Raw genomic sequence first — 17,667 nt, 5'->3', positions numbered from 1 at the left:
TTTGTTTTTCAATTTTTGGCACAACGATTGCTCTGTGAACAATGGAAGTGTGAGTAGAAGCGGTTAGATACCAATGACGGTATCGGGACATTGCTCATAGTTAGCTAAAGGATGCAGTCAACACTTGCTGCACTTTAGAGTGAAAAGGAAGACACGGAGTAACTATGAAAACTATTTCTAAATTCAACAAACTAAGCCTTTCGCTATCTTTGCTACTTACATCAGCGAGTAGCTTTGCTGCAGACAAAGTCACGTTTCAGCTTGACTGGCTTCCAGGCGGGGATAAGGCACCTGTCTATGTTGGCGTTCAACAAGGATTTTTCGCCGAACAAGACTTAGACGTAACCATTCTGGGAGGTAAAGGCTCTACAGATGCGATTACAAAGATTGCAACAGGCACGGCTGATATCGGTTCCGCAGATATTGTTGCTCTGTTAGTAGCGAAAGCGAATGACAACGTCCCAGTTAAAGCCATCTACTCTCTGTTTAGCAAAGCACCTTACGCATTCTACGTACTGGATGATTCAGGTATCAATTCAGTGAAAGATGTCTCAGGCAAAACCATCGCGACTTCTCCATTTACTTCAGCGAACGTTTTCCTTCCTTTGATGCTAAAGAAAAACGGCATTGAAGAAGAAAGTGTCAAAGTGTTAAAAGCGGATCCGGGCGCACTCAACCCAATGCTGATCACTGGTCAATCTGACGTGATGATTTCTTGGATGACAGACCGTGTTAAAAACGAACAGCAAGCCGCTGAAGCAGGGAAAAAGCTGACGGTATTGCCTTGGTATGACGCAGGTCTAGAGTTCTACTCTTCTTCTATTATTGCCAGCGACAAGTTTATGTCTGAAAACCCAGATGTGGTGAAACGCTTTGTGAAAGCTTATGCAAAAGCGGTCGAATACACCTGGGCTCATCCAGAAGAAAGTGGCGCGTACGTTACAAAAATGGTTCCTGAAGTGGACTCAAAACAAGCGGCTGACACCATTAAGTCGATTCATGGCCTCGTCATGAATGAAGTATCTCAACGTGATGGCGTTGGTCAGTTCACGCCATCTCGTCTAAGCGAAACATGGAAATGGACAGCAGAGGCTCAAGGTCTAGATCTCAGCAAACTTGACCCAGAAACAGCGGTTGATCGTCAGTTTTACGAGGGAGTGAACTAATGCAACCATTTGTTTCGTTCAAGCGTATAGGTCATACCTATAACTCTGACAAACATTCGGTTACGGTTCTCAACGATGTCGACTTCAATGTGGAAAAACATGAGTTCGTCGCCATCGTTGGACCTTCAGGTTGCGGCAAGTCTACCTTGCTGCGCCTACTGTCAGGGTTGATCATTCCAACACAGGGTGAAATTTCCGTTTTCGGACATGCAGTCACAGGGCCGCGAGAAGACATCGGTATCGTGTTCCAAAAACCAACACTACTGCCATGGAAAAACATCCTCGATAACATTCTGTTTCCGCTTAAACATAAGTTCAATTATGTCAGCCAGAAAGACCGTCAAAATGCCCAAGAGTTACTGAACACAGTTGGGCTATCAGGTTTTGAAAACAGCATGCCGGACCAACTTTCCGGTGGAATGCAGCAGCGTGTTGGTATTGCGCGAGCGCTGTTACTGAATCCAGACATTTTGATCATGGATGAACCCTTCTCAGCACTCGATGCGTTAACACGTGAAGAGATGGGCTTTGAACTGCAAAAAATCTGGATGGAGAAGCCGAAGACAGTACTGTTTATCACTCACTCCATTTCTGAAGCGGTATTGCTCGCTGATAAAGTGCTTGTGATGGGACCTCGCCCAAGTACCGTGTTGGAAGAGATCAAGATCGATCTGCCTCGACCACGCAATATTCATACGTTGCAAGACGCTAAATTTGGTACTTACACCAACAAAATTCGCGAGTATTTCTATCGTTCAGAAAAGAGCAACGTAACAAGCAGTGAAGAAGCGGATAGTCAGGATAAGGACAACGTTGAGCCGATTCGTCGCACAGTGGCTTAATTGGCTTAATTGGCTTAAACGAATTTGTCTCTTGTTAAAGGATTAACTATGAAACGCTATTTTTCTCAATGGTCACAAAACTGGCTGCCACTAATTGCAATATTAGCGATCATTCCTATTTGGGAAGCCATCTGTAAAATATTTTCAATACCAACGTTTATCTTGCCAGCGCCTAGCGATATCGCTATCGCTTTCACTCAGGTATCAATGGAACGTTGGCTCGATAACTTATGGGCAACTCTGCGCATTGCGTTGCTTGGCTTTATCATCTCGTTTTTGATTAGCATCCCTCTCGCTATCATGATGGTGAATTCTAAGTTCCTTACCCGTGCGTTATTTCCAATTCTGGTTGTGATTCAATCCACGCCAGTGGTTGCCATCGCGCCACTACTGATTGTGATTTTGGGAACGGGCGATGCACCTCGTCTCACGATTACTTGCTTAATTACCTTCTTCCCATTAGTGGTTTCAGCCACTACAGGTATGTTGGCTACGCCACCTGAACTTATTGAACTGTCACGTTCACTGAGCGTAAAAAACAGCAAAACCATCTGGCAGATTCGCCTGCCTTACGCCATTCCACATATTTTCAGCGGCGTGAAAGTTGCCATCACTTTAGCGGTCATCGGCTCGGTTATTGCTGAGTTCGTCGCGGCTGAAAAAGGTCTTGGTTACTTGGTTCAGTTCTCAACCTCATATTTCAAAATCCCACAAGCTTTTGCAGCACTGGTGTTCCTGTCTCTAGTCAGTATGTTGCTGTTCAAAGCTGTTAGCTGGGTGCAAAAAGGTTACTTCTCTTGGAGCCTGACTGAAGAAGAAAAGCAGCGATAACACAAGGAGAAATAATGCTTAATCAAGAAACGGATTTTAAGTTGTTGCGCTACAGTTTCTCTTTGGCAGAGGAAGCAAAAAAGAGGGGCAATCACCCGTTTTCAGCAGTACTGGTCGATGAACACGGTGAAATTTTACTGGAAGAGATCAACGGTTACTTACCCGATTTAGATATGACGGGTCATGCTGAGCGAGTGATCATGACCCGTGCCAGCAAACTGTACCGTCCTGATTTTCTTAACCGCTGCACTCTATATGTATCGGCAGAGCCTTGCGCGATGTGCGCGGGTGCTATTTATTGGGCTGGCGTTGGACGTGTTGTCTACGGTCTGAGCGAAGCCAAACTCAAAGAGTTAACCGGGAATCATCCTGAGAACCCAACTTTGGCACTTCCATGCCGAGTGGTTTTTGAATCAGGTCAGCGCGAAGTGGAAGTCATCGGTCCGCTACTTGAAGAAGAAGCAGAACAAGTCCAGCACGGAGTTTGGTAGAAAATTTCATTTTATATTTGCTCAATCTATTTAACGCCACAGCTAGGCGACAAGTGAATGAACACAGTCAACAACGCTGCAGCGTTAAAAGGAAGAGTAGAAAGACGGAGTAGAAGCGGTCTGTAATAACAAGAATAAGGTTCTTGGCTTATTGCTGGACATTGCTCCAATAACAAGCGAATGCTTAATTGGAGAACACAATGACTCAATCATATCTTTTAGACGAACTTAACTTTGAAACAACCATCGGTGGCAAAGGGGTAGAAATCACAGACACTGTGATCCCTCTTATCAACCTGCATGATTTTGATCAGCGTCGTGAAGAGATCACCGAACAGCTTTGGAAAGCTGCAACTGAAGTTGGTTTTTTCCAACTGGTTGATCACGGTATCGCTTTAGCCGATATCGAAAAATCCTTTAAGTTAAGCGAACAGTTCTTTGCACTTCCTATGGAAGCAAAACAGCAGTTTCCTTTAAAAGAAGGGTTAAATGCCGGTTGGGAATTCAAACAACAAGTTCGCCCCTCAACGGGCACAGCCGATCAAAAAGAGTCTTACCAAATTACATTGCCTCACATGAGTGGCCTTTGGCCCAGCAATGAACTTGTTGAAGATTTTGAATCGCACCTGCTTTCATTTGAATATCAAGCTTGGCAACTGGGGATGAAAATTCTTTCGTGCTTCGCGGATAAATTGGGCTTTGAGCGCGACTTTTTCACTAAAGCGCATCAAAGAGAGTCTGAAAATTACCTTAGCACCTTGCGTATGCTTCACTACTTGCCAATAAAAGAAGTTCCGCAAAACGGAACATTCTGGCGCGCCGGTGCTCATACTGACTTTGACTGTTTGACCATGGTATTTCAGCAAGAAAACCAAGGTGGACTTCAAGCCGCAGCAGGTAAAGACGCAAAAGAGAATCTAGTGTGGAGTACCATCGTACCTAAAGCCGGTGTGATTACGTGCAACATCGGTGACATGTTAATGCGCTGGAGTGATGATTTGCTGAAATCGACTCTGCACCGCGTCCGTATGCCAACTGCAGAAGAGAATCAAGATTCCCGGTACAGCATGGCGTTCTTCTGCCAAGCAAACCGTGACCAAATCATTCAAGGACCAAAGAAAGTTTACGAGCCAATCACAGCGCAGGACTATTTGAAAATGCGCATTAACGCTAACTTCTCGTAAAACTCATAGTTTCACCTACGTTTGAATGACTATGTGAACTCAATAAACGTAAGTTGCGAAGAAACAAAAAAGCCATGCTCTCGCATGGCTTTTTCTATTGCTGCTGACGACAACTATTGGCTAGCGATGATATTGCCATCGCGAGCCCCAAGCTGAATCGCCTTGCCCGGTACGAACTTCCCAGACAGAATCGATTTCGCCAACGGGTTCTCCACATTTTGTTGGATAGCACGTTTCAACGGACGAGCACCATACACAGGGTCAAAACCAACTTGAGCAATCAATTCCAACGCATCTTCACTCACGATCAAATCGTAGTCTTTTTCAGCCAAGCGTTTATGTAAACGCTCCAACTGAATAGAAGCGATAGACTTGATATGTTCTCTGCCAAGTGGATGGAAGACCACGCTTTCATCAACACGGTTCAGGAACTCTGGACGGAAATGTTTGGTTACCGTCTCCATCACACGCTCTTTGATACCTTGGTAATCCAGCTTCGCAAAATTCTCTTGAATGCTCGCAGAACCTAAGTTTGACGTCATGATCACCACAGTGTTACGGAAATCAACCGTACGACCTTGACCATCGGTTAAACGACCATCATCAAGCACTTGCAACAAGATGTTGAACACATCTGGGTGTGCCTTTTCCACTTCGTCCAGCAAAATCACAGAGTAAGGTTTACGGCGAACCGCTTCGGTTAAATAACCGCCCTCTTCATAACCCACATAACCCGGAGGCGCACCGACCAAACGAGCCACAGAGTGTTTCTCCATAAACTCAGACATATCGATACGAACCATGGCATCTTCACTATCAAACATGAAGTGAGCCAATGTTTTACAAAGCTCCGTTTTACCGACACCAGTTGGACCTAAGAATAGGAACGAACCAATCGGTTTATTCGGGTCAGATAAGCCAGCGCGGCTACGACGAATCGCATTCGCCACTACTTCAACGGCTTCAACCTGCCCGATAACGCGTTTATGCAGAACATCTTCCATGCGAAGCAGCTTCTCTTTTTCTGCCTCAAGCATTTTAGACACAGGAATGCCGGTTTGTTTGGACAGCACTTCTGCAATCTCATTGTCTGTAACTTTATTGCGTAACAGAGTCATCTCTTGCATTTCGGCTTGAGCCGCAAGATCGAGCTGTTTTTCCAACTCAGGAATTCGACCATATTGAAGTTCAGACATACGGCTTAAATCACCGGCACGTCTCGCAACTTCCAAATCCATACGCGCTTGGTCAAGTTCCGTTTTTATGTGCTGAGTTCCTGACAATGCTGCTTTTTCTGTTTTCCAAACTTCTTCCAGCTCGGCGTATTCACGCTCTTTGAGACCCAACTCTTCGTTAAGAATACTTAAGCGTTTTTCACTGGCTTCATCAGTCTCATTTGACAGCGCTTGCTGTTCAATTTTCAACTGAATAATACGACGTTCTAGTTTATCCAAAGCCTCTGGTTTAGAGTCGATCTGGATACGAATACTGGATGCGGCTTCATCAATCAGGTCAATCGCTTTGTCAGGCAACTGACGATCTGACACATAGCGATGAGACAGCGTCGCCGCTGAAACAATCGCAGGGTCAGTGATCTCTACATGGTGGTGAAGTTCATAACGTTCTTTCAAACCACGTAAAATCGCTATGGTGTCTTCAACACTTGGCTCATCCACCAGCACTTTTTGGAAACGGCGCTCAAGAGCCGGATCTTTTTCAATGTACTGACGATATTCATCGAGCGTCGTCGCACCAACACAGTGAAGTTCGCCACGCGCAAGTGCAGGTTTGAGCATGTTGCCGGCATCCATTGAGCCTTCACCTTTACCTGCACCCACCATAGTATGCAGCTCATCAATGAACAGAATGATGTTGCCTTCTTCTTTGGCTAGCTCATTCAACACCGATTTCAATCGCTCTTCGAACTCACCACGATATTTAGCACCTGCAACCAATGCGCCCATATCAAGAGAGAGTACGCGTCGCCCACGTAGACCTTCTGGGACTTCGTTATTGATAATACGTTGTGCTAAACCTTCAACAATTGCCGTTTTACCCACACCCGGTTCACCAATGATCACTGGGTTGTTTTTGGTACGACGTTGTAACACTTGAATGGTTCGGCGGATCTCATCGTCACGACCAATCACAGGGTCAAGTTTGCCCTGCTCTGCTCGTTCAGTCAGATCAATTGTGAATTTTTCCAGAGCCTGACGTAGCTCCTCCGCATTTGGGTCATTCACTTTCTGACCACCACGGATCTTTTCAATCGCATCTGATACTTTTTTCTCGGTTAAGCCAAACTCTTTCAGGAGCTGACCTAGCGGGCCACGATCTTCAATCGCCGCTAGAAGATAAATCTCAGAAGATATATAAGAGTCTTGGCGTTTTTGAGCGACTTTGTCACACAGATTGAACAAAGTGCCTAAACCGCTAGAAAGCTGTACATCACCACCGATCCCGCTCACTTTTGGCAAACGATCTAACGTTTCACCCAATTTAGAGCGAAGCTGCATGACATCGACTTCAAGCATAGTCAGCAATGGACGAATTGGACTGCCATTTTGATCAAGCAGCGCAACCATCAGATGCACGGGTTCGATGTACTGATGATCTCGCCCTAGTGCGAGAGACTGCGCGTCGGAAATCGCTATTTGGAATTTGCTGGTAAATCTGTCGAGACGCATAACAACCTTCCTAACCTCAAACTAATTACGTAAGGAAAGATGGTTACATACGCGCCACTTTTCAAGGTGGGAGTGGAAACTTTTTAGGGAATCCTAATTTTCATTGATCCAGATAAAGGTTGCTTGCCTTCCTGTTACACCATCGCGGCGATAGGAATAAAAACGCTGAGGATCTTGGTAAGTGCATAACCCGCTATCAAAAACCTGATCAATGCCGAGTTTAGCCATGCGCAAACGAGTAAGCGTTGCCATATTCGCCCACCATTTACCTTGCTGCTTGCCGGGAACAAATGCAGCTTCTGCTTTTGAGTCGTAGTCTAAAAATGCCTGTAAAACATCTTCACCCACTTCAAACGCTTGAGGACCAATAGCAGGACCGAGCCATAACATCACATCATTAGAAAAATGCGTTAGCGCATTTTCAACAATACCACCTGCTAGACCACGCCATCCGGCATGAACAGCAGCAACCTGAGTTCCTTGAGTATTGGTGATCAAGACAGGTAAACAATCCGCTGTCATCGCAGAACAAACCACATTCGGTGATGAGGTAATCACGCCATCGGCATCAAGAACATCATTGGTTGGCTGAGCAATTTCCAAAACCACGGTTGAGTGGGTTTGATTTAACCATACAGGAGCTGTCGGCATTTCGGTTTGCTGCTGCAATAGATCTCTATTGCTTTGCACAAGAATAGGATCATCCCCTACATGCATACCTAAATTAAGCCCTTCGTAAGGTGGTTTCGAACAACCGCCAATACGTGTAGAAGCAAATGCTTTGACTTGTTTAGGTGCATTCCAGTTAGGAGTGATCCAATTCATCTTAAAACCTGTTGATTAATACTCTTCCATAGGATTCTGCTGCGCATCAGCACGTAATGCTTCAGTCATAATAACCATATCTTCTGGCACTGGCGCATGAAATTCCATTTCTTCCCCAGTCGCTGGGTGTTTAAATCTCAACATGACAGCGTGTAGCGCTTGACGATCAAAGTTACGAATCATATCCGTTAACTCTTGAGATGCACCTTTTGGAATACGTGCACGACCACCGTAGGCAGTATCACCTAGTAGAGGGTGCTGCAGGTACGACATATGAACACGGATCTGGTGTGTACGACCCGTTTCAAGACGCAGGCGAATACGTGTATGTTCACGGAAATGTTCCGCTACACGATAGTGGGTGACCGCAGGTTTACCCATTGGCGACACAGCCATCAAAGTACGTTTAGTTGAATGACGACCAATTGGCTTGTCGATCATGCCACCAGCCGTCATTTTACCGATCGCGATAGCTTCGTATTCACGGGTAATATTACGTTTTTGCAGTTCACGTACTAATCGTGTTTGTACGGGAACGTTCTTCGCTACCACCATCAAACCTGTCGTGTCTTTGTCCAGACGGTGCACAATACCTGCTCGTGGTACTTCTGCAATTGGCGGATAGTGGAACAACAATGCGTTTAGCACTGTGCCATCTGGTGTACCTGCACCTGGGTGAACAACAAAGTCACGAGGTTTGTTGATAACGATAATATCGTCATCTTCGTAAACGATATCCAATGGGATGTCTTGTGCTTCCCAACGAACTTCATCTTCGAGTTCAGCTTGCACAGTGATCTCTTCGCCGCCCATCACTTTCGTGCGCGGTTTAGTGACAACTTGTCCATCTACTGTTATTTTGCCGTCAAGTAACCACTCTTTCAGACGTGAACGAGAAAAATCGGCGAACAATTCAGCCACAGCTTGATCTAAACGTTGACCAAGCTGGCTATCTTTTACTGTTTGAGTTAATTCAATCTGCTGAGCCATATCGAACTTTTTAAAAACCGTGAGACTAATACTCACTAGTATGGATAAAATAATGTCCGCCATTGTATCTGTTACGAAAGAGAAAGTAACCAAACGATTTGAGGAGCCCTGTTGTTCAAGCTAAAACAAGAAACGATTTTTCTGGCTTAAAACAGTTGCTCCAGCTTTAAGATGCTTTATTTTCAAGGAACCCACTCCTGACATGAAATACCAAACTTTATCAGGCTTGCTTGCACTATCACTTCTATTTGGTTGTTCAAGCAAAGATAACATCGTCCCTGACGTGCCACCTTCTGAGCTCTACACTGAAGCTCAATCATCATTACAAAGTGGTAACTGGTTAACTGCCATAGAAAAACTTGAAGCCTTGGATTCACGTTATCCATTTGGTGCTTACTCTGAACAGGTTCAACTTGACCTGATTTACGCTTATTACAAAAATGACGATCTTGCTCTTGGCTTAGCAACCATTGAACGCTTTAGCCGCCTTAACCCAACTCATGAAAAAATGGACTGGGTGCTGTACATGCGTGGCTTAACGCATATGGCTCAAGATCGTAACTTTATGCATGATTTGTTTAATATTGATCGTAGTGATCGAGATCCAGAGCCAGTAAAAGCAGCTTTTGCTGATTTTAAAAAGCTACTGCAACGCTACCCAGACAGCCCATACGCAGAAGATTCACAACGCAGAATGTTTGCGCTTAAGAACCGCCTTGCTGAGTACGACCTAGCGACTGCAGATTTTTACTTACGCAGAGAAGCATGGATCGCTGCGATTAAGCGTTGTCAGGAGCTGCAAAAAACTTATCCAGATACCGAAGCCGCGAGAAAATCACTCACGATCCAGCTTGCTGCCTATAAAGAACTGGGCTTAGAAGATTCTATTGCCCGTACTGAAAAGCTAATTCAACTTAACCCTGAAAACTAATCAGTCGTATATTCAAATAACGCCTTTCTATGAGCCACTGTTTTTACAGTGGCTTTTTTTCGTTTCCATTTGCTGATTTCTCCTTTTGTCCATAAGCTTATCTTTATTCAAACTGATTGATATGAATGCAAAGGAGCCGTATTTGCGTTGGTTACACCGAGGTCTTTTAAGCCTGTTTGTTTTGCTTCTCAGCCTCCCTGCGAACAGCATTGAACTATCACCATTAAGTGATAAGCCTTATCAAGGTGACTGGCCGATTCTTAAAGAGAAAGGTGTCATCCGTGTCGTCGTGTCTGCCGACTTAGGATTTTATTACGTGGAAGCAGGTCGTCCGAAAGGTATCGGAGCAGAACTCTTATATCACTTTGAAAAGAGCCTCAAAAAACAAGCCCCTTATGTACACATTCAAATCATCCCTGTTCTCAGAGATGATCTTATCCCTTCTGTCCAATCCGGTTTAGCTGACTTAGCAGTCGCAAACCTGACGATTACTCCTGCTCGTCTAAAAGAGATTGATTTCAGTAATCCTCTGACAAAAGAGATCCAAGAGCTAATTGTCACCAACAAAAGTTATCCTAACATCACCAATTTAACTCAATTGACCGGCAAAGAGATTTGGGTCAGAGAGAGCTCTAGTTATATGGAGAGCTTAGAAAAAATAAACAATTCGCTGATTTTGCAAAGCTTAAAGCCAATAAAAATTCATTTTGTTGAAGAAGCTTTGCAAGACTACGAACTATTGGAAATGGTTAATTCCGGACATATCCCTGCGACGGTACTCGATAGCCACAAAGCGGAAATGTGGATACATGTTATGGAAGACATAAAAGCACATACCGAGTTGCCGCTAAGAGAAAATGGTCAAATCGCATGGGCAATGCGTAAAAACTCTCCAGAGCTGAAAAAAATCGTAAACGGTTATTTGAGAACAGCGAAATCAGGTACCTTGTTAGGCAACGTAATTTTCAGCAAATACATCGACGATACCCGCTGGCTAACCAAGGCTCTCAATCCAGAAAAACTTAAACGCCTTGATGAACTGGCAAAAATATTTACTGAGTACTCCAATAAATATGAGTTTGAATATCTGATGATGGCAGCGCAAGGATTTCAGGAATCCGGTTTTGACCAGAGAAAAGTGTCACACAAAGGAGCCATAGGCATAATGCAGGTTATGCCTAGCACAGCCAGAGATCCGAACGTCAATATTAAAAACATCGAGAAGGTTGAAAACAACATCCACGCGGGTGTGAAATATATGCGTTTCATAAAAGACCGATACTTTTCCGTTCCTGAGATAAACGAAGATGACCAAGTTTATTTTGCACTGGCGGCATACAACGCAGGGCCAGCAAACATCAATAGAATGCGCCGACTAGCCAAAAAGCACGGGTTTAATCCGAATGTATGGTTTAAGAATGTGGAAGTGATTACACGAAGAAACATTAGCTCAGAGCCTGTTACTTATGTGGCGAATGTCAGTCGCTATTACGTAGTTTACAAACAGTTGGAACAACTCAAGCAAGCAAAAGAGGAAAGTTTAACCGCTACTCTGAACGCTATTGAAGGAGTGGATTCACAGACAAGTAGAAAAGAATGATTGGCAAAGTGATTACTATCGCAAATCAGTGTTGTTCAGGAATTAATCAGAGGTATTTAAAAGGCCGAATTAGCTCCCTAAAAATGGATGAATTTTCAGTAAGCTACCTCTCTAAATGTAGTCATAAACAACAAAATCACAAGCTTTTTTTACCCTCATCAAGACAACACTTTGCGGAAGATCACGTTTAAAAGCGATCAGAAATACCCCACAAAGAATAGTGATCTAGGTCACTATTTTTTATTTGGGAATGGGTAATCTGGAGTTAACCCATGAGGGATGACACAGAGGAAAAAGCATTATGAAAATGAATATCACTGGTAAAAACATCGACATTACCTCTGCAATCCGCGACCACATTGAGAGTAAATTAAAAAAACTAGAGAAATGGCAAGTAGACATTACAGGTTGCCAATGTAGCTTTAGTGAAGAACCAAACAAACAGATGAAGTTCGAAGCAACAGTAACGGTACCAAAAGGACAATTAGTTGCTTCCGCTGTTCACGAAGATTTGTACGCGGCCGTCAACGAAGTTGAACAGAAACTAGAACGCCAATTGAACAAACTTCGTCATAAACCAGAAGCAAGACGATCTGACAAACCAGAATTGGAAGAAGAAACTGAATAATATACAGCTTTAGAATTAGCGCCTTCGGGCGCTATTTTTTTGCTTGACGCTCTATGCCGCCTTGCTTATTGTGGGACTACCTTAACGACTTAATCGAAAATAATGACAAATACTCAACTGTTCTTTTTTGACTTCTTTTTTCTCCAATAAGCTTTGGAGGCTAAGTCGTTTAAGAAAGAAAAGTCAAAAACGAACAGAAAGCCTCCCACTGGGAGGTTTTTTTATAAGGATAATTTTCAATGACAGACAGACAATACTCTCTCGACGAGATTCGTTTAAGACTCAACGAGCTTGATGACCAATTATTAAGCTTGCTATCGGAACGACGTAAACTCAGTATTGAAGTAGCAAAAAGCAAAGTAGAAACCTCAAAACCTGTTCGAGATGCCGTTCGCGAGCAACAGCTGCTGGTTAAACTGATCAACTCAGGTAAAGATAAATACCAGCTTGATGCACAATTCATTACCAAGCTTTTTCACACCATCATCGAAGACTCGGTGTTACTCCAACAAGCTTACTTACAGAATTTAGCCAATCCTCAAAGCAGAAAACCGCTGGCACGAGTAGCTTTTCTCGGTTCAAAAGGCTCATACTCACATCTTGCCACTCGCGAGTATTTCAGCCGCAAAAATACTGAGCTTGTTGAACTCAACTGCGATCAATTCAAAGAAGTCACTAAGACGGTAGAATCAGGACATGCTGACTACGGTGTACTACCTATTGAAAACACCAGCTCAGGCTCTATCAACGAAGTTTATGATCTGCTTCAACACACCACCTTATACATTGTTGGTGAAATCACTCAGCCTATTGAACATTGTCTGGTTGCAACAAAAGACATTCGCTTAGAAGATCTGAAAGTGCTTTATTCACACCCTCAGCCACATCAGCAATGCAGTGAATTCCTAAGTCGCCTTAAAGGTGTGCAACTCAAAACATGCGCAAGTACTGCTGACGCAATGAAAAAAGTGCAAGAGTTAAATCGAGAGGATGTTGCCGCTATTGGCAATGCCTCGAGCGGTAAACTTTATGGTCTTCAAACCATTCAAAGCAACATCGCTAACCAAACAGAAAACCACACTCGCTTTATCGTGGTGGCTCGTAAGCCTGTCGAAGTCTCGACACAGATTCCAGCCAAAACAACCTTGATTATGTCTACTTCACAGGAAGCGGGGTCATTGGTTGCAACGCTGCTTGTTCTTCAACGTTTTGGTATCAATATGACCAAATTGGAGTCTCGTCCAATCATGGGGAATCCTTGGGAAGAGATGTTCTATGTGGATTTGGAAGCTCATCTGGATTCGGAAAATATGCAGCAGGCACTCGCAGAGTTAACCAAGTTAACCAAGCATCTGAAAGTCCTTGGCTGTTATCCAAGTGAGAACGTTAAGCCAACTCAAGTACGGTTAAGTTAACCGTACTTAAATCAAACTATTGCGCCTAGTTTGACCGAAGTTGCATATTAGAACTTTATGATACAGAAATAGTTATACAATTTAGTTCAGATGAATTAGTGTTCTGTTGAGTGTTTTAAAAGTGAACACAGGGAAACACAATTCCTTAAAGTCATATAAGGCGCATTATTTGTGGTGAAGATTGGACGACTCATCTCCCTTATGCTCAGTGCTACTGGTCTCAGTAGCCAAGTCATTGCTTCAGAGCTAAACATCTACCTTTGGGAAGATACAATATCCCCAAGGGTCGTTGAGGCATGGAACAAAAGTCACGACACTCAGCTCAACTTCTATCATTTTGATAATGACGATGAACGTAGCCTCTTCATGCTGAGTAGCGATCAAATCCCATTTGATGTGGTGATTCTAGATAATGTTTCAGCACAGCTTTTCTCTCAGCAAGATAAATTTGAAGACCTCTCTTCATTCGACGCCAACCAAAATAACGCCCGAATGTGGCAACAAGCTTGTGGCTCACATAGCGTTCCTTATTTTTGGGGATATGTCGGTATTGTTTATCGTAAAAGTAAAATCTCTCAACCACCGACTCAGTGGCGTGATTTGGTCGATATTGACGAGAAAATGAAAGGTCATGTGGGTTTATTAGAAGACAGTGTAGAAACGTTACTTCCGGCACTTTACAGCCTCAACCTATCACCACTGACTGCATCCGTTGAAGACCTAAAGAAAGCGTATGAAAAGCTTGAAGCTGCCACACCGGATATTCTGACTTATGAATACTCACTAAGCTATGTTCGCAGCCATAGTAATAATAATGATTTATACATGGCGGTAAGCTATAGCGGAGATCAGTTCTCCCTCAATCGCTATTTCGACAATGATGATTGGAATTTTGTTCTTCCTGAAGGCAAACCTTATATTTGGGTGGATTGTTTAGCGTTGAACAGCTCCTCCCATAACAAACAGCAAGCTAAGTTGTTTCTAGAATTTTTGATGCAGCCTGAAATAGCGGCAATGAATGCCCAAGACATCAAAGCCGCAACACCGAATCTCAAAGCTTTGCATTTAATGCCTGCCAGCTACATCAACAATAAAGCCATTTTACTTACTGATGATTTGTTAGCACAAAGCATCATTGACAGTCAGCTTTCTTCATCCAATTTGAGTCAGCGGGCGAAAATCATCAACAGCCTGATCAAACAACATGAAGCTAAACCATAGAATTCTTTTACTGATCGCTCCGGTCATCATCCTCAGCTCTGCCGTGTCAGGTTATCTCATTTACGATAGCCAGAAAGACGCACTCGTTAAACGCATGGATAGCTATCTGCAGCTTGATATGGAGAAGCTTGCTAGCCATTTTCGACAAACCAAATCTCTGGTTAGCAGTTACACCTTTACGCTCGCCAATAGCGACATTATTCGCCACTATTTTTCTCACAGTAACAATCCATACCGAGAGTTAGAACTGGCTGAAAATATTGAAAAAACATTCAATGTCATGAAGTCCAATGAAAGAGATTCCGTTGCTCTTTCCATCTTAGATGGCGACAATAACATTCTCTATTTTGCCGACAATAGTGAAGACCCGTTCAGCAAAATCGACCCAACCGTTTTTAAGTTTGTGAAAAAGCGCTTCAACCAAACGTTAAAAACCTCAGACATCAGTTATACCGAGAACTCAAGCGGAGATGGAGTGTTAGTCCGTTATGATGTCTTAGACACCCGCACTCTTGGAACACCGTTGAGTTACAACCGAGACCGAATCTTCTTTATCGTCGTTTACGTGGTTCTTGATGAGTTTAACGCGCTGCGTAATAAACTGGAGTTTGATAACCAGAGCCCCATTTTCTTTAGTAAAAGACCTCAATCATTCTCAGAAGGCTTAACCCAGACGGTTGAACTTCAACCAGGCATGTTCGCAACACTTTCTCCAGCACCTATGCTGATGCGAAATAAGCTCAATGATATTAGACAAAACCTAGTAGCCGCTTTTGGTGGTTCTGCATTGTTTAGTTTGGTTTTGTTATTATCGTTACTTTACAGGCATGTAATAACCCCCATTTCTCGCTTAGATAAGCAGTTGCAAGAAGTCGAAAGCAAGCAAAGAAATAATATAGAAAGACTCTCTACTAAAGATGAAATCGGACGGTTATCTTCGCGTTTTTACGATATGTATAAAGAGCTCAACAACTCCTATCAAGAAACAAAAACACTGGCTGAGTTTGACCATTTAACTAAGTTGTGTAATCGCTACCAGTTCCAAATTCAGGCACAGACAACATTAAGAGAGTCCCCGATTAACAGCCATGTTCAAGTGCTCTATATCGATTTAGACAACTTCAAGTACGTCAACGATAAATATGGTCACCAAGTCGGCGATTCCTTGCTGATCAGTTTTGCCAGCCATGTGCGTGCACTTTCTGAAGAGTTTAACCTCAATCAACATGTTTACAGCCTTGCTGCTCGATTATCTGGGGATGAGTTCGCTATTCTGACTTGTGCGCCAAGCCGTTTGTCTGATTTTGCAGTTGAGTTTTCTCATCGTCTGTTACAACCAATTCAAGAGCATCATGATTCACCTCTAGGCCGATTCCCAATCACCGCGAGTGTAGGTATTGCCACTTATCCAGAGGATGGTATCGACATAGAAAGCTTACTGATCAATGCCGATACCGCTATGTATCAAGCAAAGAGTGCGGGTAAAAACCAAATTGCTCATTATTCCAAACAGCTTGATCAACAAGTTCAGCGCAGAAATGCTATTGAACGCGCATTGCGTCTGGAGAATTTTGATAAAGAATTCTCGCTGGTTTACCAACCTTATTACTCATGCAGCAATATGGAAATCGCAGGATTCGAAGTGCTGCTAAGATGGGACTCAGAACAGCTCGGCGAAGTCTCCCCCACCGAATTTATCCCGATTGCGGAGCAAACAGGGCTATTTGGAAAAATTGACCGATGGGTAATTACTCACGCGTTTAAGGAGTTTTCGTCACTGTCGGCAACGTTTGATTATCCAATCCATATTTCAATCAACCTCTCTTCCGCGGAACTAAACTCGGTTGATTTGGCCGATTACATTCGCGAGCAGGCGAGCAAATACAAAATTCGCCCTCACTGGATAGATTTTGAAATAACCGAAACTTTCGCCGCCGATTCTAAAGCAATACCACTGCTGTATGATTTGGTTGAACAGGGCTATAGCCTGACCATTGATGACTTTGGTTCTGGTTATACTTCGATTGTTCAGCTCGTTCAGTATCCAATTAAGCGCATTAAGTTCGATCAAGGCTTTTTGGAAACCATCATCGATAAAGGTAAGCAGTCGGTGCTTGAGCCTCTAATCCAACTCTGTCATTCTCAGATGATGAAAGTAACGGCAGAGGGTATTGAAAGCCGAGAAATGCAGCAGTGGTTAACTCATTACAACTGTGACTACATGCAAGGCTTCTTTTTAGCTCCCCCAATGTCATTACGTGAGATCCAATACTGGAACAATGACAACACAGAAGTAAGTTATGAAGAATGTAATTATCGCTTCTCTTAATCCGGCAAAAATTAACGCCGTAAAGAGCGCATTTGAAACCGCATTTCCCAATCAAGCTTTCAACTTCCAAGGTATTAGTGTACCTAGCGAAGTGGCGGATCAACCTATGACCAACGAAGAAACTAAAGCGGGCGCATTAAACCGTGTTCGTAACGCCAAACAAGCGTTAACAGACGGTGATTTCTATGTTGGCTTGGAAGCAGGTATTGAAGGCAACGTTACGTTTGCCTGGATGATTATTGAATCTCAAACCCATCGTGGCGAGTCTCGCTCTGCGAGCTTAATGCTTCCACCACAAGTGCTGGCTAAGTTGGAGCAAGCGAATGAACTGGGTGATGTGATGGATGAAGTGTTCGACACTGACAATATTAAACAAAAAGGCGGAGCGATCGGCCTGCTCACTCAGCATCAGCTCACTCGTAGCTCTGTCTACCACCAAGCTTTAATTTTGGCGCTTATTCCATTTACTAACCCAGAACATTTTCCAGCGAACTTGGTTTAGTGATCTCGGCAAATACATGTATGTT

Annotated in this window: 15 protein-coding genes and 1 other annotated feature; of the genes, 12 read left to right on the top strand and 3 right to left on the bottom strand. The window is 43.5% G+C overall.

Annotation, left to right across the window (positions count from 1 at the left end; genetic code table 11):
• Nucleotides 1-164 precede the first annotated feature (164 nt).
• The 5 genes from P4S58_RS02405 to P4S58_RS02385 all read left to right on the top strand — a co-directional run bounded on the left by P4S58_RS02405 (nucleotide 165) and on the right by P4S58_RS02385 (nucleotide 4,514).
• Nucleotides 165-1,166, top strand: coding sequence for an ABC transporter substrate-binding protein (locus tag P4S58_RS02405; protein ID WP_102955730.1), 1,002 nt, complete (start codon nucleotides 165-167; stop codon nucleotides 1,164-1,166).
• Complete coding sequence (locus tag P4S58_RS02400; RefSeq protein ID WP_102969210.1) at nucleotides 1,166-2,008, top strand: ABC transporter ATP-binding protein; 843 nt, start codon at nucleotides 1,166-1,168, stop codon at nucleotides 2,006-2,008. The genes P4S58_RS02405 and P4S58_RS02400 overlap by 1 nt, the downstream gene beginning before the upstream one ends.
• Before the next feature lie 48 nt (nucleotides 2,009-2,056).
• Nucleotides 2,057-2,839 carry an ABC transporter permease gene (locus tag P4S58_RS02395; protein WP_102969209.1) on the top strand — a complete coding sequence of 261 codons (783 nt, stop codon included), beginning with the start codon at nucleotides 2,057-2,059 and terminating at the stop codon, nucleotides 2,837-2,839.
• Nucleotides 2,840-2,853: 14 nt separating this feature from the next.
• Entirely contained in the window at nucleotides 2,854-3,330 is a 477-nt protein-coding gene (locus tag P4S58_RS02390; protein ID WP_102969208.1) for a nucleoside deaminase, read from the top strand.
• Between the two features lie 200 nt (nucleotides 3,331-3,530).
• Complete coding sequence (locus tag P4S58_RS02385; RefSeq protein WP_102969207.1) at nucleotides 3,531-4,514, top strand: isopenicillin N synthase family dioxygenase; 984 nt, start codon at nucleotides 3,531-3,533, stop codon at nucleotides 4,512-4,514.
• Nucleotides 4,515-4,627: 113 nt separating this feature from the next.
• Here P4S58_RS02385 and clpB read toward each other — a convergent pair whose 3' ends face one another.
• From clpB to rluD, 3 genes are all read right to left on the bottom strand, one after another.
• A complete protein-coding gene (gene clpB, locus P4S58_RS02380; RefSeq protein WP_102969206.1) occupies nucleotides 4,628-7,201 on the bottom strand; it encodes an ATP-dependent chaperone ClpB in 2,574 nt (857 codons plus the stop codon).
• A 93-nt stretch (nucleotides 7,202-7,294) separates the two neighbouring features.
• Complete coding sequence (gene pgeF, locus P4S58_RS02375) at nucleotides 7,295-8,026, bottom strand: peptidoglycan editing factor PgeF (RefSeq protein WP_102966261.1); 732 nt, start codon at nucleotides 8,024-8,026, stop codon at nucleotides 7,295-7,297.
• 15 nt (nucleotides 8,027-8,041) lie between these two features.
• Nucleotides 8,042-9,016: a 23S rRNA pseudouridine(1911/1915/1917) synthase RluD gene (rluD, locus tag P4S58_RS02370; RefSeq protein WP_102955690.1), complete on the bottom strand. Its 975-nt coding sequence runs from the start codon at nucleotides 9,014-9,016 to the stop codon at nucleotides 8,042-8,044.
• 202 nt (nucleotides 9,017-9,218) lie between these two features.
• Between rluD and P4S58_RS02365 the strand changes: the two genes are divergently transcribed.
• The 7 genes from P4S58_RS02365 to yjjX all read left to right on the top strand — a co-directional run bounded on the left by P4S58_RS02365 (nucleotide 9,219) and on the right by yjjX (nucleotide 17,642).
• Nucleotides 9,219-9,947: an outer membrane protein assembly factor BamD gene (locus P4S58_RS02365; protein ID WP_102941080.1), complete on the top strand. Its 729-nt coding sequence runs from the start codon at nucleotides 9,219-9,221 to the stop codon at nucleotides 9,945-9,947.
• Nucleotides 9,948-10,089: 142 nt separating this feature from the next.
• Complete coding sequence (locus P4S58_RS02360) at nucleotides 10,090-11,547, top strand: lytic transglycosylase F (RefSeq protein WP_258006772.1); 1,458 nt, start codon at nucleotides 10,090-10,092, stop codon at nucleotides 11,545-11,547.
• A 301-nt stretch (nucleotides 11,548-11,848) separates the two neighbouring features.
• Nucleotides 11,849-12,175 carry a ribosome hibernation-promoting factor, HPF/YfiA family gene (gene hpf / locus P4S58_RS02355; protein ID WP_042484225.1) on the top strand — a complete coding sequence of 109 codons (327 nt, stop codon included), beginning with the start codon at nucleotides 11,849-11,851 and terminating at the stop codon, nucleotides 12,173-12,175.
• A 104-nt stretch (nucleotides 12,176-12,279) separates the two neighbouring features.
• Nucleotides 12,280-12,400, top strand: a sequence feature (Phe leader region).
• Nucleotides 12,401-12,414: 14 nt separating this feature from the next.
• Nucleotides 12,415-13,590, top strand: coding sequence for a prephenate dehydratase (gene pheA / locus P4S58_RS02350; protein WP_102969204.1), 1,176 nt, complete (start codon nucleotides 12,415-12,417; stop codon nucleotides 13,588-13,590).
• Nucleotides 13,591-13,791: 201 nt separating this feature from the next.
• Nucleotides 13,792-14,811, top strand: a complete 1,020-nt coding sequence (locus P4S58_RS02345; protein ID WP_337164492.1) for a polyamine ABC transporter substrate-binding protein — start codon at nucleotides 13,792-13,794, stop codon at nucleotides 14,809-14,811.
• Nucleotides 14,795-17,140: a putative bifunctional diguanylate cyclase/phosphodiesterase gene (locus P4S58_RS02340; RefSeq protein ID WP_102963295.1), complete on the top strand. Its 2,346-nt coding sequence runs from the start codon at nucleotides 14,795-14,797 to the stop codon at nucleotides 17,138-17,140. Before P4S58_RS02345 ends, P4S58_RS02340 begins: the two co-directional genes overlap by 17 nt.
• A complete protein-coding gene (yjjX, locus tag P4S58_RS02335; protein ID WP_102969203.1) occupies nucleotides 17,112-17,642 on the top strand; it encodes an inosine/xanthosine triphosphatase in 531 nt (176 codons plus the stop codon). The genes P4S58_RS02340 and yjjX overlap by 29 nt, the downstream gene beginning before the upstream one ends.
• Nucleotides 17,643-17,667: the final 25 nt, after the last annotated feature.

The sequence above is a fragment of the Vibrio sp. Hal054 genome, assembly GCF_037162405.1.
Taxonomy (GTDB): domain Bacteria; phylum Pseudomonadota; class Gammaproteobacteria; order Enterobacterales; family Vibrionaceae; genus Vibrio; species Vibrio diazotrophicus.
This window is presented reverse-complemented; position numbering and strand designations above follow the sequence as displayed.